Origin of the sequence: Acetobacter tropicalis (genome assembly GCF_030644465.1) — a bacterium.
Taxonomy (GTDB): domain Bacteria; phylum Pseudomonadota; class Alphaproteobacteria; order Acetobacterales; family Acetobacteraceae; genus Acetobacter; species Acetobacter tropicalis.
This window is the reverse complement of record NZ_JAUYUW010000001.1, coordinates 1795118-1818336: the sequence shown is the minus strand read 5'-3', so window position 1 is coordinate 1818336 and position 23219 is coordinate 1795118. Positions and strand designations below refer to the sequence as shown.

The 23219-nt window shown below is 58.2% G+C and carries 19 protein-coding genes; 8 read left to right on the top strand and 11 right to left on the bottom strand.

Features of this window, described 5'->3' with window-relative positions; all coding sequences use genetic code 11:
- Positions 1 to 181: 181 nt before the first annotated feature.
- The 3 genes from QWU00_RS08095 to tldD all read right to left on the bottom strand — a co-directional run bounded on the left by QWU00_RS08095 (position 182) and on the right by tldD (position 3520).
- The gene (locus QWU00_RS08095; protein ID WP_140385824.1) at positions 182 to 577 is read right to left on the bottom strand and encodes a hypothetical protein; all 396 of its coding nucleotides are present in this window, start codon (positions 575 to 577) and stop codon (positions 182 to 184) included.
- 39 nt (positions 578 to 616) lie between these two features.
- Positions 617 to 1876 (bottom strand): tyrosine--tRNA ligase, encoded by a 1260-nt coding sequence (tyrS, locus tag QWU00_RS08090; RefSeq protein WP_035382622.1) that lies wholly within the window; start codon positions 1874 to 1876, stop codon positions 617 to 619.
- A 186-nt stretch (positions 1877 to 2062) separates the two neighbouring features.
- Complete coding sequence (gene tldD, locus QWU00_RS08085; RefSeq protein WP_035382620.1) at positions 2063 to 3520, bottom strand: metalloprotease TldD; 1458 nt, start codon at positions 3518 to 3520, stop codon at positions 2063 to 2065.
- Positions 3521 to 3726: 206 nt separating this feature from the next.
- Between tldD and treF the strand changes: the two genes are divergently transcribed.
- Positions 3727 to 6201, top strand: a complete 2475-nt coding sequence (gene treF, locus QWU00_RS08080) for an alpha,alpha-trehalase TreF (RefSeq protein ID WP_304651033.1) — start codon at positions 3727 to 3729, stop codon at positions 6199 to 6201.
- Positions 6202 to 6243: 42 nt separating this feature from the next.
- Here treF and QWU00_RS08075 read toward each other — a convergent pair whose 3' ends face one another.
- Both QWU00_RS08075 and QWU00_RS08070 read right to left on the bottom strand, forming a co-directional pair.
- Positions 6244 to 6939 (bottom strand): histidine phosphatase family protein, encoded by a 696-nt coding sequence (locus tag QWU00_RS08075; protein ID WP_035382618.1) that lies wholly within the window; start codon positions 6937 to 6939, stop codon positions 6244 to 6246.
- A 15-nt stretch (positions 6940 to 6954) separates the two neighbouring features.
- Positions 6955 to 9138, bottom strand: coding sequence for a hypothetical protein (locus QWU00_RS08070; protein ID WP_187668604.1), 2184 nt, complete (start codon positions 9136 to 9138; stop codon positions 6955 to 6957).
- 170 nt (positions 9139 to 9308) lie between these two features.
- Here QWU00_RS08070 and rfbB point away from each other — a divergent pair, with 170 nt between their 5' ends.
- The 7 genes from rfbB (at position 9309) to QWU00_RS08035 (ending at position 17344) form a co-directional block, all read left to right on the top strand.
- Complete coding sequence (rfbB, locus tag QWU00_RS08065) at positions 9309 to 10367, top strand: dTDP-glucose 4,6-dehydratase (protein WP_035382616.1); 1059 nt, start codon at positions 9309 to 9311, stop codon at positions 10365 to 10367.
- Positions 10364 to 11275 carry a glucose-1-phosphate thymidylyltransferase RfbA gene (gene rfbA / locus QWU00_RS08060; RefSeq protein ID WP_035382614.1) on the top strand — a complete coding sequence of 304 codons (912 nt, stop codon included), beginning with the start codon at positions 10364 to 10366 and terminating at the stop codon, positions 11273 to 11275. The genes rfbB and rfbA overlap by 4 nt, the downstream gene beginning before the upstream one ends.
- A 68-nt stretch (positions 11276 to 11343) precedes the next feature.
- The gene (gene rfbC / locus QWU00_RS08055) at positions 11344 to 11901 is read left to right on the top strand and encodes a dTDP-4-dehydrorhamnose 3,5-epimerase (RefSeq protein WP_035382613.1); all 558 of its coding nucleotides are present in this window, start codon (positions 11344 to 11346) and stop codon (positions 11899 to 11901) included.
- Between the two features lie 15 nt (positions 11902 to 11916).
- Entirely contained in the window at positions 11917 to 12828 is a 912-nt protein-coding gene (rfbD, locus tag QWU00_RS08050; RefSeq protein WP_035382612.1) for a dTDP-4-dehydrorhamnose reductase, read from the top strand.
- 98 nt (positions 12829 to 12926) lie between these two features.
- Positions 12927 to 13895: a glycosyltransferase family 2 protein gene (locus tag QWU00_RS08045; protein ID WP_052051593.1), complete on the top strand. Its 969-nt coding sequence runs from the start codon at positions 12927 to 12929 to the stop codon at positions 13893 to 13895.
- A gap of 180 nt (positions 13896 to 14075) precedes the next feature.
- Positions 14076 to 16676, top strand: coding sequence for an FtsK/SpoIIIE family DNA translocase (locus QWU00_RS08040; RefSeq protein WP_035382611.1), 2601 nt, complete (start codon positions 14076 to 14078; stop codon positions 16674 to 16676).
- The gene (locus QWU00_RS08035; RefSeq protein ID WP_081939165.1) at positions 16673 to 17344 is read left to right on the top strand and encodes an RluA family pseudouridine synthase; all 672 of its coding nucleotides are present in this window, start codon (positions 16673 to 16675) and stop codon (positions 17342 to 17344) included. Before QWU00_RS08040 ends, QWU00_RS08035 begins: the two co-directional genes overlap by 4 nt.
- An 85-nt stretch (positions 17345 to 17429) precedes the next feature.
- On the opposite strand, the gene QWU00_RS08030 is transcribed toward QWU00_RS08035, so the two are convergent.
- Genes QWU00_RS08030 through QWU00_RS08005 form a run of 6 tightly spaced genes read right to left on the bottom strand, consistent with a single transcriptional unit; the run spans position 17430 to position 23148 of the window.
- The gene (locus QWU00_RS08030; protein WP_052051592.1) at positions 17430 to 18569 is read right to left on the bottom strand and encodes a glycosyltransferase family 4 protein; all 1140 of its coding nucleotides are present in this window, start codon (positions 18567 to 18569) and stop codon (positions 17430 to 17432) included.
- Between the two features lie 33 nt (positions 18570 to 18602).
- A complete protein-coding gene (locus tag QWU00_RS08025; RefSeq protein ID WP_035382608.1) occupies positions 18603 to 19274 on the bottom strand; it encodes a glutathione S-transferase in 672 nt (223 codons plus the stop codon).
- Positions 19275 to 19286: 12 nt separating this feature from the next.
- Positions 19287 to 20369 (bottom strand): tRNA 2-thiouridine(34) synthase MnmA, encoded by a 1083-nt coding sequence (gene mnmA, locus QWU00_RS08020; protein WP_006558170.1) that lies wholly within the window; start codon positions 20367 to 20369, stop codon positions 19287 to 19289.
- A gap of 34 nt (positions 20370 to 20403) precedes the next feature.
- Positions 20404 to 20718 (bottom strand): ferredoxin family 2Fe-2S iron-sulfur cluster binding protein, encoded by a 315-nt coding sequence (locus tag QWU00_RS08015; RefSeq protein ID WP_006558169.1) that lies wholly within the window; start codon positions 20716 to 20718, stop codon positions 20404 to 20406.
- A 42-nt stretch (positions 20719 to 20760) separates the two neighbouring features.
- Complete coding sequence (locus QWU00_RS08010; RefSeq protein WP_035382607.1) at positions 20761 to 21945, bottom strand: cysteine desulfurase family protein; 1185 nt, start codon at positions 21943 to 21945, stop codon at positions 20761 to 20763.
- Between the two features lie 57 nt (positions 21946 to 22002).
- Complete coding sequence (locus QWU00_RS08005; protein WP_052051591.1) at positions 22003 to 23148, bottom strand: cysteine desulfurase family protein; 1146 nt, start codon at positions 23146 to 23148, stop codon at positions 22003 to 22005.
- Positions 23149 to 23219 lie beyond the last annotated feature (71 nt).

Sequence of the window (23219 nt, the reverse complement as noted above, 5' to 3'; positions counted from 1 at the left end):
AAAAACTGTTTGAAAATTCAGCAGGAAAAAACGGTAGCGAGACTGTTTCTGGCTGAAAAATTGAACGGGGAATATCTGCGCGACCATACCGCAGCAAATTCATGTCCAGCAGACAAAAAAGAGAGAAAGCGTGATGGCTTCCTCTCTTTTGATTTCTTTAAAAACGGTAAGCGGGCGCCTTTTAACGAGGGCCGCGTGGACCGCCGGAACTATGGCCTCCGCCGCCGCCTCTTGAGGGACCGCGCTGGCCACCTCCGCCACCCGGACCTCCGCCAGGACGCCCACCCGGACCACCATGAGCTCCGCCTCCCGGGCGACCACCGCCTCCGGGTCTACCTCCGGGCCGTCCACCACCACCCGGCCTTCCGCCAGGGCGAGGCGGCGGCGGCATGGGCCTTATCCGACGGGCCGCATAGCCCCACCGTGGGCCGGGACCATAGCCGTAATACCCATCATATTGTGGGCCGTAACCATAGCCTGAATAGCCATATGTTCCGTATCCCACGTCCGGGCCCACACAGCCTGAAAGAGAGCAGGTTACAGCCAGACAGACCACGAGTAGAGGAATGCGCTTCATTTTTTCTCTCCGCCAGTCATCTCTGACAGGCCAGTCCCTTTACCCGGCCTTGATCAGCACATGATGCTTTTTACCTGAAGAAAGCCGAACAGCCCCTTCCACCGCGTCTGCCTGAGTCACCAGCCTGTTTTCATCAGCAACAGGCTGGTTATTCACGCGTGCTCCCCCACCGCGAATCAAACGCCGGGCTTCACCATTGGTTTTGGCAAGCCCTGCCTCCACCAGCAGACGGAACACCGGCACCCCTTCCGTCAGCACAGAGAGTGGAACTTCGTGCACTGGCAGGTCTGCTGCGGCCACCTTGCCTTCTTCAAAGGTCTGACGGGCCGCTTCTGCCGCAGCCAGAGCGGCTTTGCGCCCATGGCAGAGAGCCGTGGCTTCAGTCGCCAGAACTTTCTTGGCCTCGTTGATCTCCGCGCCTTCAAGCGCTTCAAGACGGGCGCATTCTTCCAAAGGTAGATCCGTAAACAGGCGCAGGAAGCGGCCGACATCGGCATCTTCCGTATTCCGCCAAAACTGCCAGTAATCAAACACCGGCAGACGGGCTTCGGAAAGCCACACCGCGCCGTTGGCCGTCTTGCCCATCTTGGCGCCTGATGCGGTGGTCAGCAGCGGCGTGGTCAGCCCCATTACGCTTTTCTGGTCTGTGCGACGCACCAGATCCACACCCGAGACAATATTGCCCCACTGGTCTGATCCACCCAACTGCAGCGTGACGCCATGCCTGCGGTTCAGTTCACGGAAGTCATAGGACTGGAGAATGGAGTAATTGAACTCCAGAAAGGTCAGGCCCTGCTCACGGTCCAGGCGGCTTTTGACGGAATCAAACGCCAGCATGCGGTTAATGGAAAAATGCACCCCCACATCCCGCAGCAGGTCAATATAGGCCAGCTTGTCCAGCCAGTCCGCATTGTTGACCAGCCTGGCCTCAGAAGCACCCTCACCAAATGTCAGAAACTGGCGGAGGCAGCCTTCAATGCCTGCCAGATTGGTGGTGATGGTCTCTTCCGTCATCAACCTGCGGGCTTCCTCACGGAAAGACGGGTCACCGATCCGCGCCGTGCCTCCGCCCATAAGGGCTACAGGCCGGTGGCCATGCTTTTGCAGCAGACGCAGCATCATGATCTGGATCAGGCTCCCCACGTGCAGACTGTCTGCCGTGGGATCAAACCCGATATACGCGGCGACAGACCCCTTCGCCATGGCATCATCCAGCGCCTGTGCATCCGTGCACTGGAAAATGAAACCGCGGGCGGCGGCTTCCTGCATGAAAGGACTCTGATACCCGTTTTCGACCATTCTCTTACCCTTGTCTGTCACGCGTCAGCACGCCGCGTGGTCTTTCCGCACCACGCTCTACCACGAGAGGTCAAACAGCAGAAACCTCTCGATTCGCCCACGCAGGCTCCTTCTGCCGCCTTTTTCGGTTCAATAAAATCCGCGCGTCAGCCCGCACACGCTGCCACGCGTATCCCCTTTTTATGCTCAGGCCGTGCCGCCCACGGTCAGGCCTGCCATTTTCAGGGTGGGCTGCCCCACACCCACAGGCACGCCCTGCCCGGCCTTGCCACAGGTACCAATGCCCGGATCAAGTTCCATATCTTTCCCGATCATGGAAACCTGCGTCATGGCTTCCGCACCGCTGCCAATCAGCGTGGCCCCTTTAACGGGAGCCGTGATTTTTCCATCTTCCACCAGATAGGCTTCAGATGCTGAGAACACGAACTTGCCGGAGGTAATATCCACCTGACCGCCACCAAAATGCACCGCATACAGACCGCGCTTCATGGAGCGGATCATATCTTCCGTGGATGCCTGACCCGGCAGCATGAGGGTGTTGGTCATGCGGGGCAGCGGCACATGCGCATAGGACTGACGCCGACCATTGCCGGTAGGAGCCATGTGCATCAGCCGGGCATTGAGGCGATCCTGCAAGTAACCCGTTAGAATACCGTCTTCAATCAGCACGGTGCGGCCTGTGGGGGTGCCTTCATCATCCACGGTCAGGCTGCCGCGCCGATCAGGCAAAGACCCATCATCAATCACCGTGACACCGGGAGCCGCCACCCGCTTGCCCATAAGGCCAGCAAAAGCGGATGTGCCCTTGCGGTTGAAGTCTCCTTCAAGCCCATGCCCAACCGCTTCATGCAACAGAATACCGGGCCAGCCAGCGCCGAGCACCACTTCCATCTCACCCGCCGGAGCAGGACGGGCTTCAAGAGCGACCAATGCCTGCCGCAGGGCTTCATCCACAGCGCCCTGCCAGGTCGGTTCTTCAAGCAAACGGTTGATTTCATAGCGACCGCCCAGCCCATGGCTGCCACTTTCCCGTTTGCCACCCTGTTCCACCACCACGGACACATTCAAGCGCACCAGAGGCCGCAGATCGGCCACGCGCACCCCGTCCGCACGGATAATCTGCACGGCCTGCCACTCACCAGAAAGAGACGCCATAACCTGCACCACACGGCTGTCCTTGCCCCGGGCATAGGCATCAATGCGGGACAGCAACCCGGAGCGGGCAGCAAAATCCGTATCCCCCAGAGGGTTTGCATCCGTATAAAGGCGCGTGTTGGTGGAGCGCGGCGCATCCGCCATGGTGCCGGACCGACCATTGCGCACAGCACTGACCGCATCAGCAGCCCGCTTCAGGGCTGAACGGCTCAGATCATCAGAATGGGCAAAGCCGGTTTCCTCACCCAGCACTGACCGCAAACCAAACCCGCAACTGGTATCAAAAGAGGCGGAGCGGATCACACCATCATCCAGCGCAATGCTCTCGCTTTCCCTGTATTCCAGAAAAAGTTCACCATCATCCATGCCTGTCAGCGCATCGCGGGCCAGCCCTTCGGCTTCGTCCCGTTGCAGCAAGGCGTTGGGCCGCTTGAAAAACAGGTCATCCGTAACGGCCAGAGCCCCGGGGCTTGAAAGAGGGGACGACATGAACAAAACTCCTGACAGGACTAAAAGTGCGCGGGCCACAATCGCCCAGCATGGCTGAAAAGCATAGACAGTTCCGGTGTTACGCAAAACCCGATCCCGGTTGCACCGTTCTTTACCTACCAGCCGGAGGTTTCCATTCCTCCGCCTTGGCAAGAGAGGCTGACAGGTTTTGCGTTGGCCAGAAAGACTTCGACTGAAAGAAAGACATGAGCGCGCATACGGACAGAACAAGCCCTACAGCCCATATTTCCAGCATATTCCCTTCTTCCGTGCTGACTCCGCGCTCGTTGCCTGCTGCCACTCTCTCTTGCTCACGCCTGCGCTCTGTAGCCCTGTTCCTTTTTCTGGCCAGCACACCACTCAGCGGGTGGGCGCAGTCTGCTGCGCCGCTTCCCTCCCCAACGTCCTCCTCCATGCAGGCAGACGCTCCAATAGGCGCACGAGCCCTCCCCTCAGTGGAGACTTCTAAGGTGGAAGGAGAAAAGCCAACTCCGGCCCTCGCGGCACCGTCCTCCGTGGTCAGGCTCACCTCCACCGCAACGCAGGCTCCTGCTCCTGCTCCTGCTCCTGCTCCTGCTCCTGCTCCTGCTCCTGCTCCTGCTCCTGCTCCTGCTCCTGCTCCTGCTCCTGCTCCTGCTCCTGCTCCTGCTCCTGCTCCTGCTCCTGAAAGCAACGCTGGCGTGGCGCAGTCCGCAAGCCCTCGTGATGCCTCTCCCGCGCTGGACCAGCAGGATGATGCAACGCCACCCGTGCAGGCCAAACTGTTCAATCGGCTTCCTGCTCCCCATGCGGGAGATCACCCTCTCTCCATTCCGCAGGATCTGCGTCCGCCGTCCATTGCGCTAGGAGAACTGTTCGCCGCCATTCATGCAGCCAAAATCTTCACGGATGCAAAAGCGGTGGCCGATGCCATTCCCGATCAGGCTCCTGTTGATCTGGTTGCCATGTGGAAGCAGCAGAAAGACCTGCCCGATTTCAACCTGAAGCTGTTTGTATCAGAACATTTCACCATTCCTGTTCTGCGGTCTGCTGCCTATTCACGCAAACCTGATGAAAACGTGCGCGATTACATTACCGGCATGTGGGATGTCCTGACACGTGACGCCGATACTGCCGTGCCGTGGTCTTCTCTGCTCGCACTGCCACAGAAATACATTGTTCCCGGCGGACGTTTTTCAGAAATATATTACTGGGACAGCTATTTTACCATGATTGGCCTCTATGAGGACGAGCACATCGATCTGATGCGCAACATGGTGCAGGATATTGCCTCCCTGATCGCACGGTATGGGCATATGCCCAACGGAAACCGCACCTATTATCTCAGCCGGTCTCAGCCTCCGTTTTTCTCCGTGATGCTGGATCTGCTCGCCAGCCATGATGGGCAGGTGGTTTACACGTCCTTCCTGCCAGAACTGCAGCGCGAATATGATTACTGGACGGATGGAGCCGCCACACTCAAACCCGGAAACGCGTGGCGACACGCCGTAAAACTCCCCGACGGAACACTCATGTTTCGCCCATGGGATGACATGAACACGCCTCGCGATGAAAGCTACCCGCAGGATCTGGCCACTGCCCGCCAAACACAACGCAACGCCAATGATCTCTGGCGTGATCTGCGCGCGGGCGCTGAAACCGGATGGGATTATTCCTCACGCTGGCTGGCGGACGGAAAAACCCTTTCAACCATCCAGACAACATCGCTCCTGACAATAGAATATAATTGTCTGATGGTGCATCTGATGCAGACCCTCTCCCACGCCTACGCGCTGAGTGGAGATAAAGGGAAATCCGCGTCATACATGCAGCAGGCCAAACAGCTTCAGGACGCCATCAACCATTATCTGTGGGATGAAAAAGAAGGCGCCTATTTCGATTACAACTGGAAAACCAGCAAACCCACCGGCATTCTGTCCACTGCCACGGCTGTTCCGCTTTTCCTTCATCTGGCCCCACAGGACAAGGCCGATGCCGTGGCGCATACCATCCAGAAACGGTTGCTGCATGTGGGCGGGCTGACCGTAACGGATCAGGTGACCGGCCAGCAATGGGATGCCCCGAACGGGTGGGCTCCTGAAGAATGGATGGCCATAAAGGGGCTGGAACAGTACGGGCACCATGATCTGGCAGCCGATATTGGCCGCAGATGGATGGCACGCGTTATTGGCACCTTTGAAAAAAGTGGTGTTCTATTGGAAAAATATGATGTTGTGGCAAACGACATAAGCCCCACCGGCGGCAAGGGCGGTGGAGAATACCCCATGCAGGTCGGCTTTGGCTGGACAAACGGCACCCTGCTGGGATTGATGAACCGCTACCCGCAAAGCACCCGAAAAGTTCTGGACAAAAACCCATTGGCTGATCAGCCATCCCAGCAGCCGCTTCCCCCTGTTGACGCGTGGGATGCCAAGGGACCGGATATTCCTGTGACCGAAAAATCTCCGCTTAAGGGCGTACCGCTTTCTGCTTTGCATACAGAAGAGGACGCACAGGATGATCAGACCCGAAAAGACGCCCCTGCGGGAGCTAACGTGCAGCAAAACCCGCCAGCGGCGTCACAACCCATACCACCGGCAGAAAACGGAAAACCGCCGGTGGTCACGCCCCCGCTGTCACCCGCACCGCCTTCGCCACAACAGCAACAGCAACAGCAACAGCAAAAATCTGGCACTCCCTGAGAAGGGATAAAGCCTGATTTCTGCTGCCGATTGCTTAAAAAATCAGATGCCCGGCAATTCGTTGACGGTTACAACCCGCCATCCCTCTTCCAGCCGTTCCAGGATGGTGAGAGATAGATTCTGGATGGAAAAATGCAAAGCCGTTTCAGCATGAATACGCAGAGCATGGGCCAGGGCCGCACGAATGGCACCGCCATGGCTGACAGCAATCATATCCTGTCCGGCATAGGTTTCTGCCAGACGATCCAGCCCGCGCCCCACACGGGCGCAGACATCAATCATGCTTTCCCCTTTTGGGGGGCATTCAGAGGCCGCAACGGACCAGAACGGATGCGGCGCAAGATGCAGGTGATCCGGCAGTTCCTGATGCGCCATTCCCTGCCATTCCCCCAGATTCTGTTCAATCAGGGCTGGCTCAACCTTTAGTTCGGCAGGCCCATATCCGGCATCCTGAATGGCTTCCGCCGTGCACCGCGTCCGCGAGAGGGGACTGATCAGCCAGCGGGCCTTGCGGGGCAGGCGTGCCGCCAGCGCTTCATACATCGGGCGCTGGGCAATCAGGCTATCCGGGCAAAGGGGTACGTCCAGAGTGCCATACAGGCTCATTCTGGCATTTTGTTCCACCAGCGCGTGGCGAATAAGCCAGAAACGGGTCACACCCGTGGCCAGTTGAGGCGTATCCAGAAAGTTGCCCTGATTGGATTGTACGATTTTGGGAGACGTTACAGATGCACTCATGCTGCTGTTGTGCGATCAGGAACGGCCCAAGGCAAGAGAAGAAATTGTAATGCCTGCCTGCTGCGAACCTCCACCATTTCCATGATGACATGATGAGCCATCTGCACCCAAAGCGGGAAATCCCATACTGAATTTAGGAGCATAGGAAGGCAGCGGATCTGCCGTGGCAATAGCAGACCAATGTGCAAGAATCAGGCTGATTTTTTCCAGAACCTTACGGGCATCCGCTATTTCGCGTGCCATTCTGGCCTTGGTACCCAATCCATCATGCGAAGGTTCACCCGATATCAGTCGGGCTCCGGCTGATAGGCGCAAGGCTGCCGCTTTTCCTCCACGCGCATGAGGGTGAGGTAGCGCAACTGGCTGCCCGATATGGCATAGAAGCGCGCCCAGCTTGCGGTCCACCAACGGCACGTAATCGGATACATCCGCATTTAGCCACTGATACAGTTTTCGACATCGATCAAAATCAAGCGGCGTATCAATATCCGGAGCCTCGGGAGCCCGGACCATGAAAGAAAGAATAGTCTGCCGTCTGTCCCAATCGTCCGGCAGAATGGGGCGTTGAGGCACGTAAGGGGTCAATAATTGCAGATCAGGCTGAGTCAGAATAGCCTGTGTCACGGCATGCAGAAAACTGTGGAGACGCTCTGACACCACATCCGCCGGGATCGCGGCAAACGCTTCCATCTCAGCCCGAGCCGCGGACCACCGGAGCAACAAACCATGATTAGCACCTGAAGCCAGCACCTGACACGCAGGGCTGGAAGGCCATTCACACTGGTTGGCGTAAGCCGCAAGCCCCGCAGGCAGCCCTCCGTGTGCGAGGCGTTTTTTCCAGGAGTCCGGCAGAAGCAACGCCCCACAGAATGGGGGGCCTGTATAGAACTTTGAACCTGTGACCATTACCGCCCACTCACGGTCCAGATAGGTTTTTACCCGCTGGGGCATAAGACGGGTCTGGCAAGCATCCACCACCACATCCAGACACCCCGGATAGGCAGCACACAAAGCGGCAATCGCTTCCATATCTGGCGCCAGCAGGCCAGTTTTCGACAAATCAAGAACATGAAGGAGAACCCGCCGTCCTGCCGCAACCTCTTCGGCCACCATAACCTGACAGGAATGAACAACGTCATCGGATAGACGTAAGCCCCCTTCCACATTGCGTAAGGGAAGCGTCAAACACCGTGTGTCCGCTGGAAAACCGTCTACAAGGCTGCCTTTTTCCACCAAGACGCCACGAGCTGTTTCCTGCGCAAAATGGCAGCCTTGCGCAGCAAAAGGGACACCGCTTCCCGTTTCATCCGGCGCTGTCAGTACTGTTGTAACGGGCTTGTTGCAGGCCGCCGAGAATGCAAGCACAGCCAATGCGCTATCCGTGCCGGAAGGAGAGAGAATAACCGCATCAGAATCCACAAGCCCAAAAAAACCGGCCAGATAGCCCCGTATATCTCGCGCCTTCTGCTTTAAAAACGTATGAGCATTCCCTTGTAGCACGGCCCGCATCAAAGCCAGTCGAGCAAGCTCCCCCCCTGTAAAACCGCGTTCAGATAGGGAAGAGGCCGTGGAGGAGGCGAACGTCACAGCCCATGGGCGCGGGCGGTGGGAACATCCGTAGTGATTCAGCCCTGTGCGCACGCCCACACTCAGCCGCGCATCTCCTCCTTCTGCCATCAGCGCTTCAACCGGACCAATCAGAGACCAAGCTTTCACTAGCCAGTCGAAAATCTCATCCCACTCCCCAGAGGAAAGCGGTCTTTGTTCATGGCCCCCAGCCTCCGCTACAAGAGGCTGAAAAACTGGATAAACAGCCTTCAAGGCCGCTTTTGTGGGTACATCGGCTGCTGAAAAGACACGAACCCACGCTTCAGGTGGAGGCTGGTCGGCACAACTGTCCAGCAACCAGAATCTGGCAGTTGTACGGGCGGCAGCCAAAATGATTCGGGTGGTTTCACGTTGCGATTCGGAGGTTTTTTTCAACAGAACGGCGAGCTCAAGCGCATGCCGCAGGTGAAACGCTACAACTGTCTCTTCCCCCAGGCAGGGTGCGCCAAGAGTGATGTCTCCCTGCCGATTAACCTGAAAAGGATGTCCGATCGAAGGGTTAAGCGTAATGCAACAGAATTGTGCAAGAACTTTCAGTTCCGGTCTTTCCAACACCCTCAACAGCGTTTCCGTCAGGTTTTCGGCAAACATTCTCTTCGTCCTTACCAGCCAGCCACGCTGCGTCACTTCGTCTTTTTCATACTGCGCACCGGCCTAATTGCGCAAATTGTGCATGATTACTGGCGAATGGGAATTTTCTGCGTTATGCCTGTTACGTAAGAATTTAAAAGTTTTCTTTGGTCCACAAAAGCGGAAACTCTATGCGTATCTTATTAACGGGCGGATGCGGATTTATCGGGTCTGCGGTAATCCGACACATTATTCGGTCAACCGATCACTCTGTTCTCAATGTTGACTGCATGACCTATGCAGCTTCTGAAGAAACAGTGGAAAATGCCCCCTCCAGCGGACGCTATGAGTTTGCACGGGCCAATATTGTCAATGGTAGCGAGATGAGCCGTCTGTTCGAGACGTTCCGCCCGCACGCCGTGATGCATCTGGCCGCGGAAAGCCATGTAGACCGCTCCATTGATGGCCCTGGTGTCTTTATCCAGACCAACGTGGTCGGCACCTATTCCTTGCTTGAAGCAGCACGGAAATACTGGCTCACGCTGGACAAGGCCGACCGTGAAACCTTCCGGTTCCATCATATTTCAACCGACGAAGTATTCGGTGCACTGGAACCCAATGATCCACCGTTCACGGAAACTACGCCTTACGATCCGCGCAGCCCCTATTCCGCCAGCAAAGCCTCTTCAGACCATCTGGTGCGAGCATGGTACCATACCTATGGTCTGCCCACTTTTGTGACCAACACAACCAACAATTACGGCATCTGGCATTTCCCGGAAAAACTGATCCCGTTGATCACCATCAACGCCATTGAAGGCAAGGAACTGCCTGTTTACGGCGATGGCGCCAACGTGCGGGACTGGCTGTTTGTGGAAGACCACGCAGAAGCACTCGTCAAGGCCGTGGAAAAAGGTGTGCCGGGCGAAACATACGCCATTGGCGCCCGCCAGCCACGCAGCAATCTGGAAGTGGTCAAGACCATCTGCGCCGTTCTGGACGAACTGGCCCCGGATACCGCAGGGCCGCGCGAGCGTCTGATCCGTTTTGTATCCGATCGCCCTGGCCATGATTTCCGGTATGAAATTGATCCGTCCCATGCCGAACAGGCGCTGGACTGGAAAGCCAAGCATGATTTTGAAACCGGAATCCGCCGTACCGTGCAGTGGTATCTGGATAATCGTGACTGGTGGGAAGCTATCCGCGCCCGCCGCTATACCGGAAACCGCCTGGGAACCGCCGCAGAATGACACAGAAACCCGCAGTCGCCACGCCCATGAAGGGCATCCTGCTGGCCGGTGGTTCCGGCACGCGCCTGTACCCCATGACTCTGGCTGCCAGCAAACAGTTGCTGCCGGTTTATGATAAACCGATGGTCTATTATCCGCTCTCCACGCTCATGCTGGCGGGCATCAAGGATATCATGATCATCAGCACACCTGCTGACCTGCCGCAGTTCAAACGCCTTCTGGGAGATGGGTCCCAGTTCGGCGTACGGTTTGAATACCGGGTACAGGCTTCTCCCGATGGTATTCCGCAGGCGTTCCTGATTGCGGAAGACTGGTTGGGGAACGCCCCCTGTGCACTGGCTTTGGGCGATAACCTTATTTTTGCTGACCACCTGAGCGCCGCCCTGCAAACTGCGGCCCTCCGCCCGACGGGCGCTACGGTCTTTGCTTATCAGGTACGTGATCCAGAACGCTACGGCGTGGTCACCTTTGACAGCACAGGCCGGGCCCTGAGCATTGTGGAAAAACCGAAGGAAGCCCCCTCCAACTGGGCGGTGACCGGACTCTATTTCTACGATAACCGGGTGCTGGACTTTGCAAAACGAGTGAAGCCCTCTGCCCGTGGTGAACTGGAAATTACGGATCTCAACCGCTTCTATCTGGAAGAAGGATCCCTGCATGTTGACCGCCTTGGCCGTGGCTGCGCTTGGCTGGATGCCGGCATTCCCGACAGCCTGATGGAAGCCGGTCAGTTTGTGCATACCATTCAGGCACGTCAGGGCATGCTGGTCGGTTCTCCGGCTGAAGTCGCCTATCGCATGGGCTTTATTGATGCAGACCAGTTGCGGGCTCATGCACAGCGCATGATCAAAACCGAACTGGGCCGCCTGCTGATGCAGGTTGCCGATTCTGCTCCCGTGGGCTGCTGATCAGGCAGCCCTTTTTTCTATGCCCGCCTTAATTTTATGCCAGTCTTAATTTCTGGAGATCTGCCTTCATGAAAGTTGATCGTCTCGCCATTCCGGACGTCATCCTTGTTACGCCGCCGCGCTTTGGAGACAATCGGGGGTTCTTCTCCGAAACCTACAATATCGACCGCATGCGTGACGCAGGCATTACCCAGCCATTCGTTCAGGATAACCAGAGCCTTTCCCGCCAGAAAGGTGTTGTTCGTGGCCTGCATTGCCAGCTTGAACCATATGCTCAGGGAAAACTGGTACGCTGCACCAAAGGGGCCATCTGGGATGTCGCAATTGATGCCCGCACTGGCTCCCCGACCTATGGCAAATGGGTTGCGGCTGAACTGTCAGAAGAAAACTGGTCCCAGCTCTGGATTCCGCCGGGCTTCCTGCACGGTTTCTGCACCCTGACTGAAAACGCGGAAGTTCAGTACAAATGCACCGGCCTTTACAACAAGGCTTCTGAACGGGCGGTAATCTGGAACAGTGCGGAACTGGCCATTGACTGGCCTGTCAAACCTGAAGACGCCATTTTGTCAGAAAAAGATCTGGAAGCACCGGAATTTTCTGCCGCCAAAAGCTGGTTTCAATTTTAAGAACGGGAGCACGTCATGAGCATTCTGGCATCTGAAGGTGGTCCCATTCTGGTCACCGGTGGCACCGGGCAGCTTGCAACATCTCTGATCACGCTTGGCGGTCCGCGCATTCATTGCGTTGGACGTCCCGGTTTTGATTTTGACAAACCTGAAACATTGGCTGCCACGCTGGAAGCCGTCAAACCGGTTGCCGTAGTCAATGCCGCAGCCTGGACTGCTGTTGATCTGGCGGAAAAGGAACCTGAAGCGGCTGCCCGCGCCAACACGAGTGGTCCGGCAGAACTGGCCCGCCTGTGCGCCCAGCAGAATATTCCGCTGATCCATGTTTCCACAGATTACGTCTTTTCCGGAGACAAAGGCACACCGTATGTGGAAACAGATGCGGTCTCCCCTGACACGGTTTATGGCAGCACAAAGGCTGAAGGCGAAAAACAGGCACTGGCTGCCAATCCCAAGACCCTGATTTTCCGGACATCCTGGGTGTATTCGGCTCATGGCAAGAACTTTGTTCGCACCATGCTGAACGCAGGAGCCAAAAATCCGGCTCTGAAAGTGGTCGGGGACCAGAAAGGCAATCCCACCAGTTCCGATGATCTGGCGCGCGCCATTCTTTCCGTTCTTGCCATTCTCGAAAAAGACGGCTGGAAAGATGATTTTGCCGGGATCTACCATGTGTGCGGAACAGGTGAAACCACATGGCACGGTCTGGCGGTAGAAGCACTGAAAGATGCGGCTGACCATGGGCAACCCATGCCCACAGTTACAGCCATTCGGACAGAAGATTGGCCTACTCCCGCCAAACGGCCTGCTGATTCACGGATGGACAATTCCAAGCTCACCCGTGTATTTGGCGTAACCATGCCCGCGTGGGAAGAAAGCGTGAGGCAGGTTGTAAACCAGATTTTTGCCCAGACCCCGGCAGCCTGAGTAAAAAAAGGCACCCACTGCTTCTGACTACGTTACGGAAGCAGTCTTTTCATCCCCCTGTCAGAGGACCCCGAGTGCAGGATAACAGTCAGAGCAGCATGCCCGGACGCCTTTTTCCTGCACAATCGGGGCTTTCAGAGGGCCCGGTTGCTATTCTGCTTTCGCTTTATAATGGAGCAACCTATTTAAGCGAACAGCTTGCCTCCCTTGAGGGCCAAACCCACACTAACTGGGTACTTTACTGGCGGGATGATGGCTCTACGGATACGACCCTCACCCTGATGCAGCGTTTCAGCCAGAAACTGGGAACACGCTGCATTCTGGTCACCCCTCACAATGGGCGGCATCTGGGGGTAACAGCGTCTTATTCAAAACTTCTGGCAGCCGTTCCACCGCATGTTCCTGTGGCATTCTGTGATCAGGATGATGTCTGGCTTCCGGACAAACTAGCGCGTGGCCTGAAAGCGCTGGCGGCCCTCCCGGCGACCCACGCCGCACTTTATTGCGCCAGACAAACCCTGACGGACAAAAACCTCACCCCCTTGGGGCTGTCTCCACGCCTGCCAGCCTCCACCTCTTTTCTGGCGGCTCTCACACAGAATATTGCAACCGGCTGCACGATCATGCTTTCTCCTGCCGCTTGTGATCTCCTGAAAAAAGCCATGCCCGCGTCCCCCCATATTCTGCATGACTGGTGGGCCTATCTGCTGGTGGCCGGCGCAGGCGGAAACATCCTGACAGATAATCACCCTGTTCTGCTTTACCGGCAGCATGGACAGAATGCTGTGGGTGCCCCAGCCCGCTTTCTGCAACGTGCCATGGGGGCCCTGCGGCGCGGCCCCAGCCTGTTTATGGATATCTTTCGGGCCAATACGCTTTATCTGCTCAGCCGCCAGACATTGCTGACTCCGGAAAATCAGGAAAGCCTGCACACCATTCATAAAGGGCTCCGCCATGGGTGGCATGGTGTTGCTGCCCGATTCTCTCTCCTGCGGGAGATGGAACAGCTCCGGCGACATGAAAAACTGGAGCAACTGGTGTTCCGGTTGTGGTTTCTGCTCGGGTAAAGCGCAAAAAACGGGCATTTTGCCAAAACTCTGCCTTACAAACCTTCTTTACAGCAGAAGTTCACGGTAGGTTGGGCCACCGTTTCCGAACGCTGTTTTTGTGATAACTGCCCTGAAAGAAACAGGCTGCCCTTTGGGCTGCAAGATCTTCAGGGCCTTTTGGAGTCAGGATCCAGACCCTTGGCGCGAGCGAGCCACACACGATCTGCAGACTATGTCCTTCCCACTTACAAGAGCACGCTTCGGCTGCGGCTGGAAGAAGGAGGCGGTCTCCTTCTCTGTGTGCTTGCCTGCGCGCTGCTGGTTGCTCTGGCCACGTACAACCCGAAAGACCCCTCTTTCAATACGGCAACAGGCCAGCCCCCCACCAACCTGCTTGGCATGGTGGGCGCTGTGCTGTCAGACACGTTGCTGCAAGGTATTGGCATGGCAGCCGTGCTGCCTGCCTTTATTCTGATGGCATGGGGCTGGCGCTTCATGAGCCACAGGTTGCTGGGCCATGAATCCCTTGTGGTGTTTGGCTTGCGCTTTCTGGCTATCCTCTGCCTTCTGCCGGTAAGCGGGGCCCTGCTGGCCGCCATCCCCCTTCTGTTTACTGCCCTCCCCCCCATGCATTGGCCCACAGAAGCTGGCATTGGCGGTGGTATCGGGTTTTCCATCGCCCAGACTTCTCTTTCCGCCGGAACAGCCGCCATTGGTCCCGCTGGTGGCATGCTGGTGTGGATTCTCGGTCTGCTTCTGTCATGCCTGCTTCTGGCGCTGGGCACCGGGCTGCGCCGTCAGGAATGGGCAACGCTATGGCACGGGGTGATGGTTGTGCTCCGTCTGCCGGGCCAGCTCGGTATGCGCTTTGTACGCTATTATGCCAGCCGCAAACCGCGTGAGGAGGAAGCTCCCATTGGTACGGCAGGCCGTTTTGCCACCGCGGAGGAGACCTCCTACGCGGCAAGCAGAACCTCTGCCCACTCCCTTTTTTCGCAGGAAGAAGAGGAAGATGATCTCTCACTTCCTGACCATATTCCCCCTGGCACTGCTCTGGCCCTGCGGGAAGAAGACGCACCGGCAGTCTCACCTAGTGCAGGTTCTACCGCTCCAGCCCTGCGTGAGCCACCAGCACCAGCACCAGCCCCCACTCCTGCTGTTGCACCGCACCCTGTAACGGCCGCAGCCCCAGCCCCCAAAAGCGGCCTGTTGGGTCGCCTGTTTACAGGTAAGGAAAACGCAACCGGACCCAGCACGCCCAAGGCTCCCGCCGTATCTGCCAAGAAAGGCGGCTGGGAACTGCCACCCCTTGATCTGCTGAAACCAGCCCCCGCCCACACGCAATATGGCCCCTCCGCCGAAGCACTGAACGCCACGGCGCGCCTGCTGGAACAGGTGCTCTCTGATTACGGTGTGCAGGGAACCATTGTGGGCATGAGCGCTGGCCCTGTGGTCACGCTTTATGAACTGGAACCCGCTGCCGGTATCCGTTCCGCCCGTGTGATCGGGCTGGCGGATGACGTTGCGCGCTCGCTCTCGGTTCTGAGTGTTCGTATCGCCACCGTGCCCGGGCGGAATGTGATTGGTATTGAAGTACCAAACCAGACACGCGAGACAGTTTATCTTTCTGAACTGCTCAGCCAGCCGGATTGGCAGAATGATCCCGCCCACCTCTCCCTTGCTCTGGGGAAAGACATTGCGGGCGAGCCCGTGTTCAGTGATCTGGCCCGCATGCCGCATCTGCTTGTTGCGGGCACCACGGGTTCAGGGAAATCGGTTGGCGTAAACGCCATGATCCTCTCGCTGCTTTATCGGCTTTCCCCCGATGAATGCCGCCTGATCATGATTGACCCCAAGGTGCTGGAACTTTCCATTTACGATGGCATTCCGCACCTGCTCACCCCGGTTGTGACAGAACCCCCAAAAGCCGTGAACGCCCTGAAATGGGTGGTGCGTGAAATGGACCGCCGCTACCGCACCATGGCGCATATGCAGGTGCGAAACATTGCCGGCTATAATGCCCGCGCGGCCGAAGCCCGTGCTGATGGTGAAGTGGTGGTACGCCGTGTGCAGACGGGCTTTGACCCTGAAACCGGCAACCCCGTGTTTGAGGAACAATCCGTCACGCTGGACCCGATGCCCTATATCGTCGTGATTATTGACGAAATGGCGGATCTGATGATGACCGCCGGCAAGGAAATTGACGCGTGTGTGCAGCGTCTGGCCCAGAAAGCGCGTGCGGCTGGCATCCATGTGATCATGGCCACGCAGCGCCCCTCCGTGGATGTGATTACCGGCACCATCAAGGCCAACTTCCCCACCCGTATCTCCTTTCAGGTGATCAGCAAGTTTGATAGCCGCACCATTCTGGGTGAACAGGGTGCGGAACAATTGCTGGGCCAGGGTGACATGCTGTTCATGCAGGGGGGCGGCCGCATTACCCGCGTGCACGGTCCGTTTGTGGCCGATAGCGAAGTGGAGCAGGTTGTCAGCTTCCTGAAAGAACAGGGCGAACCCATTTACGATGATGACGTGCTGGCCGAACCCGTGGAAGAAGCGCCCGCTGGCGGCGGCAAGTCGGGCGGCGGAGATAGCGGCGAATCAGACATGTATGATGAAGCCGTAGCCATTGTAACGCGGGAAGGGAAAGCCTCGACCTCCTTCGTGCAGCGGCACCTCTCCATTGGCTACAACCGCGCCGCCAAGCTGATTGAACAGATGGAAAAGGAAGGCATTATCAGCCGGGCCGACCATGTAGGCCGCCGCAAGGTGCTGGTGGGGTCCGCCCGCGAGGAATGAGCACCCTTTCAGCTCCGCCCTTTCCTCTCTCCGTGCTGTATCAGGATCAGCATGTGGTGATTCTGGACAAACCGGCGGGTATCCCTGTGCATGCAGGGCCGAAAGGAGGCCCCTGTGTGGAAGACTGCTTTCCACTTCTGTCGCGGCGTAAGGATGGACCATGGCTGGCCCACAGGCTGGATACGGAAACATCCGGCTGTCTGGCCATTGCGCTGCGCAAGCAACCCTTGCTGGCCATGCAACAGGCTTTTGCCAGCAGGACAGCGCAGAAAACCTACTGGGCCGTTGTTCAAGGCGGCCCCAAGGACGATACTGGCGAAATTGATCTGCCTCTTCTCAAACAGACAGATCGCAGCGGTTGGCGGATGATCACCAGCGAAAAAGGCACTCCTGCCCGAACGTCCTGGCGCGTGTTGGGTCGATCAGACTCACTCTGCTGGCTGGAACTTCATCTGCACACGGGCCGGACCCATCAGGCCCGAGTCCATTGCGCCGCCATGGGCTGGCACATTGTAGGCGATACACTTTACGGGGCGCCCCATCCGGAGGGGCTTCACCTGCTGGCACGTAGCCTGACGTTGCCTTTTACGCCACCAGTGAAGGCCGTCGCCCCACCTCGCAAGGGTATGCAAGCGGCGTTACAAGCCTGTGGATGGAACTGTGGGTAGAATCGGGGCGACTCCTTTGAAACCCCTCTTATCCTGCGAAAAAAGACCTATTCGCCGAGTCTGAGTAAATTTTCAAAATTATCTTTCAGGCGTGGAAGGTGCCTTTCCAGCGCCATTCCCGCACAATGTCCTGATGCAGAAGACGCCGCTTTTCACGCACGATGGTTGTATCAAACAACCACGCCCGCTGACGGGCATCCTGCCCCAAGGTCTGGCGCAGCGGTTCATCCAGCATCAAGCGCTCAATAACCTGAACCAGTTTGGGAAGATCATCCGGGTCTGCATACAGGCCTGTATCGCCCACAACATCGGGCAGGCTGCCTTTGCGTGATGCGACAAGGGCGGCCCCGCATCCCATGGCTTCCAGCGCGGACATGCCAAAAGGCTCCGGCCAACGGCTGGGCACAACCACAATGGCGTCATGCGCCATGGCGTTCAACACGACCTCATGCGGTTGGTAGCCATGCAATACTACCCCTGCTTCAATCGCCTTGGGGCGGAGTGCTGCCAGAAAGGGGGTCTCTGGCGAATCCGGGCCAAAACGGTCTGCACCGATCATATCCGCCCGCCATTCCGGGTACCGGGGCAGAAGCTGGGCACAGGCCGCAACAAACGCATCGGCCCCTTTGTCCGCCACAACCCGGCCTGCAAACAGCAGGCGTTTTTCCCGCTGGTCCGGTTGGGCGGGGAGAGAGGCCATAGTCAAACTATTGGGCAGAACCCGTACACAGGCTTTGACATTCTGGCTGACAAAGCGCGAACGCACCCATTCTGACACAGCCACAATGGCGACCGCCTGCCCCAGCTTGTCGCGCTCCCCCGATGTTCGCGCGCGCCGCATGCCACAGGGATCATTATGCAGCACCAGTACAACCGGCACGGTAGGGCACAGTTTGCGCAAGGCAAGCGCCACATCCGGACGATTATGCACTTCCAGCAGATCAGGCTGCACCTGCCGTGCCAGACGCGCCACCCCACCAGCATAACGGTGAATACGGCTGAAAGGCCGAAAAACGCGCTGCACGGGCAGAAAAAAAATACCAGCAAAGGGTGCGCTGTCCGGCGGCAACCCCACCACAATTTCTCCCGGCGCAGCCATGCGCTGCACCAGCAGAGAAATTGCACCAGCCTCCCCCACCGCAAAGCGCTCTCTCGGTGGCAGGACAGTCATCACCTTCAACGGCATTGCGTCCTCATCCTGTGGTCTTGAGGCAGAAGCCTGCATCGACATCATAAGTCTGATGCCTCCCGTCAGGGATCACGCAATGGATTCGTACATGTCCAGATGCCACGCTTCCGGCTCACGCGCCGCAGCCTCGTACCATTCCTGCATCAGGGGATGATGACGCACTGCCTGCATATAGGCCAGAGACGTCTCGGAAAGCGCTGGCACGGAATAGGACAAAAAGCGCGAGACAACCGGCGCGAACATGGCATCCACATTGCCGAACTGCGCCCCGAACAGGAAGGGCCCACCCTGACCATAACGCTTACGTGCATCGGTCCAGATGGCATCAATACGCGCAATATCTTTCAGAACATCCGCATCAAGGGGTGTTGCCAGAGGACGAGCATCCCGCCCCAGATTCATGGGGAATGTGGAGCGTACGCCACGAAACCCCGAATGCATTTCCGCCGAGAGAGACCTGGCAACAGCACGCTCGCACCGGTCCGCAGGCCACAGGGTCGGGGCATGCTCCGCACAATATTCAGCAATGGAAAGCGAATCCCACACCTGCGCCCCGTTGTGCTCCAGATAGGGAACGCACCCGTTGGGAGAAAGGGTTTTAAGCGCCTTGGTCTGGCCAGCCCCTTCAAGCGGAACAACCTGTGTGGCGACGTTCAGCCCTGCCAGCTTCACCATAAGCCACCCACGCAGAGACCATGATGAATAACGCTGCGTGCCGATAACAAGACGACCATCTGCCATGCTGTCTCTCCCTCAGGCTGCCGAGGCGGCTGCTTCCCGGCGGATAAAACCACCGCCCAGAATACGGCTGCCATCATAAAACACACAGGCCTGACCGGGCGCAGGCATTGCCGGTTCGGTCAGTTGCACCAGCGCCCCGTCTGCCGTGGGAATAACCCGGGCCGGACGCGGCACTTCCCGCGCGCGCATTTGCACATGGCAGACAAGGCCCTCCGGCGGCGCATCCACCAGCCAGTTGACATCCCGCACGGAAAGAGAACTGACAAAAGAGTGCTCACGCGGGCCGATAATCACACGGCGGCGGCCCGGTTCCACGCCCACCACCATCTGACGCTCACCATTCAGGCGCGCCGCATTGCCCAGCCGTTTGCTCTGCCCCACGGTAAAGCGCATCACGCCCTCATGGTGGCCCACAACCTGCCCGGCGCTGTCCACAATTTCGCCAGGCCCGGCCATTTCCGGATGCATGCGCTCAACCAGATCCACATAGGATCCGTCACTGACAAAGCAGAGATCCTGGCTGTCGGGCTTGCCTGCAACAATCAGACCAAACTTTTCCGCTTCCGCCCTTACGGCACCCTTGTCTGGCATATCGCCTAGGGGGAAGCGCAGAAACGCAAGCTGTTCGCGCGTGGTGGCAAACAGAAACCAGGACTGATCCCGCGCGCTGTCCACCGGGCGGTGCAATTCCACGCCATCGGGGCCTTCCACGCGCCGCACGTAATGGCCTGTGGCCATGGCATCCGCGCCGATTTCCTTGGCCAACCCCAGAAGATCAGTAAATTTCACGCCCTGATTGCAGGCCACGCAGGGCACAGGTGTTTCACCCGCCGCATAGGCATCGGCAAAACGCTCTATCACGCTGTCCTGAAAGCGTCGCTCAGCATCAATCACATAATGCGGGAAACCAAGACGATCAGCCACAGCCCGAGCATCACGGATATCCTGCCCCGCGCAGCAGGCCCCCTTTTTGGCGGCTCCGCGCGAATCATAAAGCTGGAGGGTGGCGCCTATCACCTCGTGCCCCTCTGCCTGAAGGCGGGCGGCAACCACGGAACTGTCCACCCCCCCGGACATGGCCACAAGAATGCGCATGGGCGCTCCCTTTCTTACGTTAAACGGTGTGTGGTCAGGCCGTGCGCGGCAGACGCACCACCAGCCCGTTCAAATCTTCGGTCATGACGATCTGGCACCCAAGGCGAGAAGTTTTTTCAAGCCCGAACGCCAGATCAAGCATATCTTCTTCGTCATCCGTCGGCGTATTGAGCTTCGGCGCCCAGGACGGATCAACAATCACGTGACAGGTGGCGCAAGCCAGAGAGCCCTCGCAGGCACCTTCAAGATCAATACCGTGCTTATGGGCAATTTCCAGTACGGAAAGGCCAAGCGGCGCATCAACCGTACGCTCTGTTCCGTCCTGCTCAACAAACGTCATCTGGGGCATTCGTCTTTATATCCTGCCAGGCTGTCTCAACTGCGGTGAGGGTCACACGCATGCGGTCTCTTCGGGCATGCGTTGGCCGCGTACCCGCAGGGCGGCCTGCGCCAGCACATCCGCCGCACGCTCCGCCTCGGCGGGTGAGGTAAAACGTCCGGGGGAGAGACGCAAGCTTCTTCCCGCTTCTTCCCGCGTTAAACCCATGGCTTCCAGTACATAGGACGGTGCCAGTTCAGCCGAGGAACAGGCCGAACCAAGCGAGGCGGCAATGCCTGTTGCGGCCTCCAGCACATCAAGCGCGCGTAGCCCGGCTGGTAGACGCACACTGAACAGGCCGGGCAAATGGGGCGCATTTTCCGCGTTGATGCCAACACCCGGCAGGCGCTCCGTCAACCGTTGCATGAAGAGACTCCGCAGAGTCGCCAGATGGGTGGCATCCTTCGCCATCTCTTCCCGCGCAATACGACAGGCCTCCCCAAATCCGGCCAGCAAAAAGCCGGGCAATGTGCCGGAGCGCAAGCCGCGCTCCTGCCCGCCACCGGAAAACAGCGGTTCCAACCGCACACGGGGCCGCCGCCGCACATACAACGCCCCGGCACCTTTCGGGCCATACAGTTTATGGGAAGAGACCGAGGCCAGAGCCAGCCCCATGGCTGAGACATCTATCGGTATCTTGCCTGCTGCCTGTGCCAGATCCGCATGCAGAAGTGCCCCTGCCTTCTGCACAAGAGGCGCCAGAGTCGTGAAATCCTGTAGCACGCCGGTTTCATTATTGGCCGCCATGAGGGAGACTAGCGCCGTCGGAATTTCCAGTGCGCACGCCAGCACATCGGGCGCAAGTTGGCCGTCAGGCTGCACCGGCAGAATAACGGGGTCGAATCCTTCTGCGGCGAGATCACGCACGCTTTCCAGCACGCATTTATGCTCGGTCGCCACTGTAATGATGCGTTTGCGCGGGCTACCCTGTGCGGCAAGATGCCGGGCTGCGCCCTTGATGGCCAGATTATTGGCCTCTGTCGCTCCGGACGTAAAAATAATCTCACGGCTGTCGGCTGCCAGAAGATCGGCCACCTGCTGCCGCGCTGCCTCCACCAGTGCAGCCGCTCTCCGGCCCGAGTCGTGTGTCGCGCTGTGGGGGTTGCCGTTTTCCTGCTCAAGGGCCGCCATCATCACAGCCTGTACCCGCGGGTCACAAGGGGTGGTCGCAGCGTGATCGAAATAGAGTTCTTCCATTTGGTCCCCCATCAGACGTCTGCGGAAAGACTTTTTGAACAGCCAGCAGCCGGTATCTTATAGCCCCAGAACCGGGGAGGCACTTTGCGCCATACCAACATAAGCCTGAATAAACCTATCTATGTCCTGTTCCTGCACATTCCAGGGCAGAGACACACGAATCGCCTCTCCAGCCAGAGTGTCCAGCCCCATGGCCTGCAAGACATGGGAAAACGCCACCTTGCCCGAGGAGCACGCGGAGCCTGCCGATACGCAGATATTGGCCAGATCAAGCCGCATCAACTGCCCTTGGGCCCGCCGTCCGGGCAGCGCCAGTGAGGTTGTGTTGCCCAGACGCGGCGCTTCCGCCCCACACACCACAGCGCCTGCCGCTACTGCCGCCTGCTCCAGCCGGTTGCGCAAAGGACTGAGGTCACGCGGAGTTTCAACCGCAGCTTTCAAAGCGGCAGCAAGCCCGGCAATGGCTGGCAATGGCTGTGTGCCGCCCCGCCGCCCCTGTTCCTGCCCTCCGCCTTCAAACAAGGGGGCTACCCGTGCCGGAGCAGGGCCAGCCAGCAGCAGGGCCCCCGCGCCTTTTGGGCCCCCAATCTTGTGGCCGGAAATCGCAACACTCTGCGCACCAATGGTTGCGACGGAAAACGCCATTCGTCCGGCTGCCTGCACGGCATCCACATGCAGGTGCGCCCCATAACGCTGGCAAAGTGCTGCCACTTCCGCCAACGGGTGCAGCACACCTGTCTCATTATTGGCCAGCATCAGGCACACAAAGGCAGGCGACTCGTCCGCCGCCAAGGCCGCCTCCAATGCGTCCAGTTCTACCTGCCCATTGGGGTTAACCGGCAGCCAGTTAACCAGTGCTCCCTCCAGAACACCTTTGCGCACGGCATCATGTTCCGTCGCGCCCACTAGAAAACGACGTCCCTGCCCCAGACCGTGCATGGCCAACACATTGGCTTCCGTGCCGCCTGAGGTAAAAATACAGTTCAGCGGTTCAACCTCGAACATCTGGGCCACGGTATCCCGCGCGCTTTCCAGCACGGCCCGCGCCATACGGCCCGTCCTGTGCACGGATGAGGGGTTTCCCGTCATGTCCGCCGCTTCAAGCAGTGCGTCCCTTGCCTGTGGACGCAATGGTTCTGTGGCGTTGGCATCCAGATACACAACACGGCTCTGGCCATCCCTGCTGTGTGTATGTGCGGTCATGATCCCGTTCCTGCCTGTTTCTGGGGTGCAATGGTGTCCTCTGCAAAGGGCACAAAACAGCCATTATAACG

What these genes read in the sequence shown, in the direction of transcription:
- QWU00_RS08035 (WP_081939165.1), top strand. Translation starts at nt 16,673, where the DNA reads ATGAGCACCCTTTCAGCTCCGCCCTTTCCTCTCTCCGTGCTGTATCAG.
- QWU00_RS08095 (WP_140385824.1), bottom strand. Translation starts at nt 577, where the DNA reads ATGAAGCGCATTCCTCTACTCGTGGTCTGTCTGGCTGTAACCTGCTCT.
- QWU00_RS08010 (WP_035382607.1), bottom strand. Translation starts at nt 21,945, where the DNA reads ATGGAAGAACTCTATTTCGATCACGCTGCGACCACCCCTTGTGACCCG.
- QWU00_RS08070 (WP_187668604.1), bottom strand. Translation starts at nt 9,138, where the DNA reads ATGTTTGCCGAAAACCTGACGGAAACGCTGTTGAGGGTGTTGGAAAGA.
- rfbD (WP_035382612.1), top strand. Translation starts at nt 11,917, where the DNA reads ATGAGCATTCTGGCATCTGAAGGTGGTCCCATTCTGGTCACCGGTGGC.
- tyrS (WP_035382622.1), bottom strand. Translation starts at nt 1,876, where the DNA reads ATGGTCGAAAACGGGTATCAGAGTCCTTTCATGCAGGAAGCCGCCGCC.
- QWU00_RS08015 (WP_006558169.1), bottom strand. Translation starts at nt 20,718, where the DNA reads ATGCCCCAGATGACGTTTGTTGAGCAGGACGGAACAGAGCGTACGGTT.
- treF (WP_304651033.1), top strand. Translation starts at nt 3,727, where the DNA reads ATGAGCGCGCATACGGACAGAACAAGCCCTACAGCCCATATTTCCAGC.
- QWU00_RS08030 (WP_052051592.1), bottom strand. Translation starts at nt 18,569, where the DNA reads ATGCAGGCTTCTGCCTCAAGACCACAGGATGAGGACGCAATGCCGTTG.
- tldD (WP_035382620.1), bottom strand. Translation starts at nt 3,520, where the DNA reads ATGTCGTCCCCTCTTTCAAGCCCCGGGGCTCTGGCCGTTACGGATGAC.
- mnmA (WP_006558170.1), bottom strand. Translation starts at nt 20,369, where the DNA reads ATGCGCATTCTTGTGGCCATGTCCGGGGGGGTGGACAGTTCCGTGGTT.
- rfbB (WP_035382616.1), top strand. Translation starts at nt 9,309, where the DNA reads ATGCGTATCTTATTAACGGGCGGATGCGGATTTATCGGGTCTGCGGTA.
- QWU00_RS08075 (WP_035382618.1), bottom strand. Translation starts at nt 6,939, where the DNA reads ATGAGTGCATCTGTAACGTCTCCCAAAATCGTACAATCCAATCAGGGC.
- QWU00_RS08025 (WP_035382608.1), bottom strand. Translation starts at nt 19,274, where the DNA reads ATGGCAGATGGTCGTCTTGTTATCGGCACGCAGCGTTATTCATCATGG.
- rfbC (WP_035382613.1), top strand. Translation starts at nt 11,344, where the DNA reads ATGAAAGTTGATCGTCTCGCCATTCCGGACGTCATCCTTGTTACGCCG.
- QWU00_RS08045 (WP_052051593.1), top strand. Translation starts at nt 12,927, where the DNA reads ATGCCCGGACGCCTTTTTCCTGCACAATCGGGGCTTTCAGAGGGCCCG.
- QWU00_RS08005 (WP_052051591.1), bottom strand. Translation starts at nt 23,148, where the DNA reads ATGACCGCACATACACACAGCAGGGATGGCCAGAGCCGTGTTGTGTAT.
- rfbA (WP_035382614.1), top strand. Translation starts at nt 10,364, where the DNA reads ATGACACAGAAACCCGCAGTCGCCACGCCCATGAAGGGCATCCTGCTG.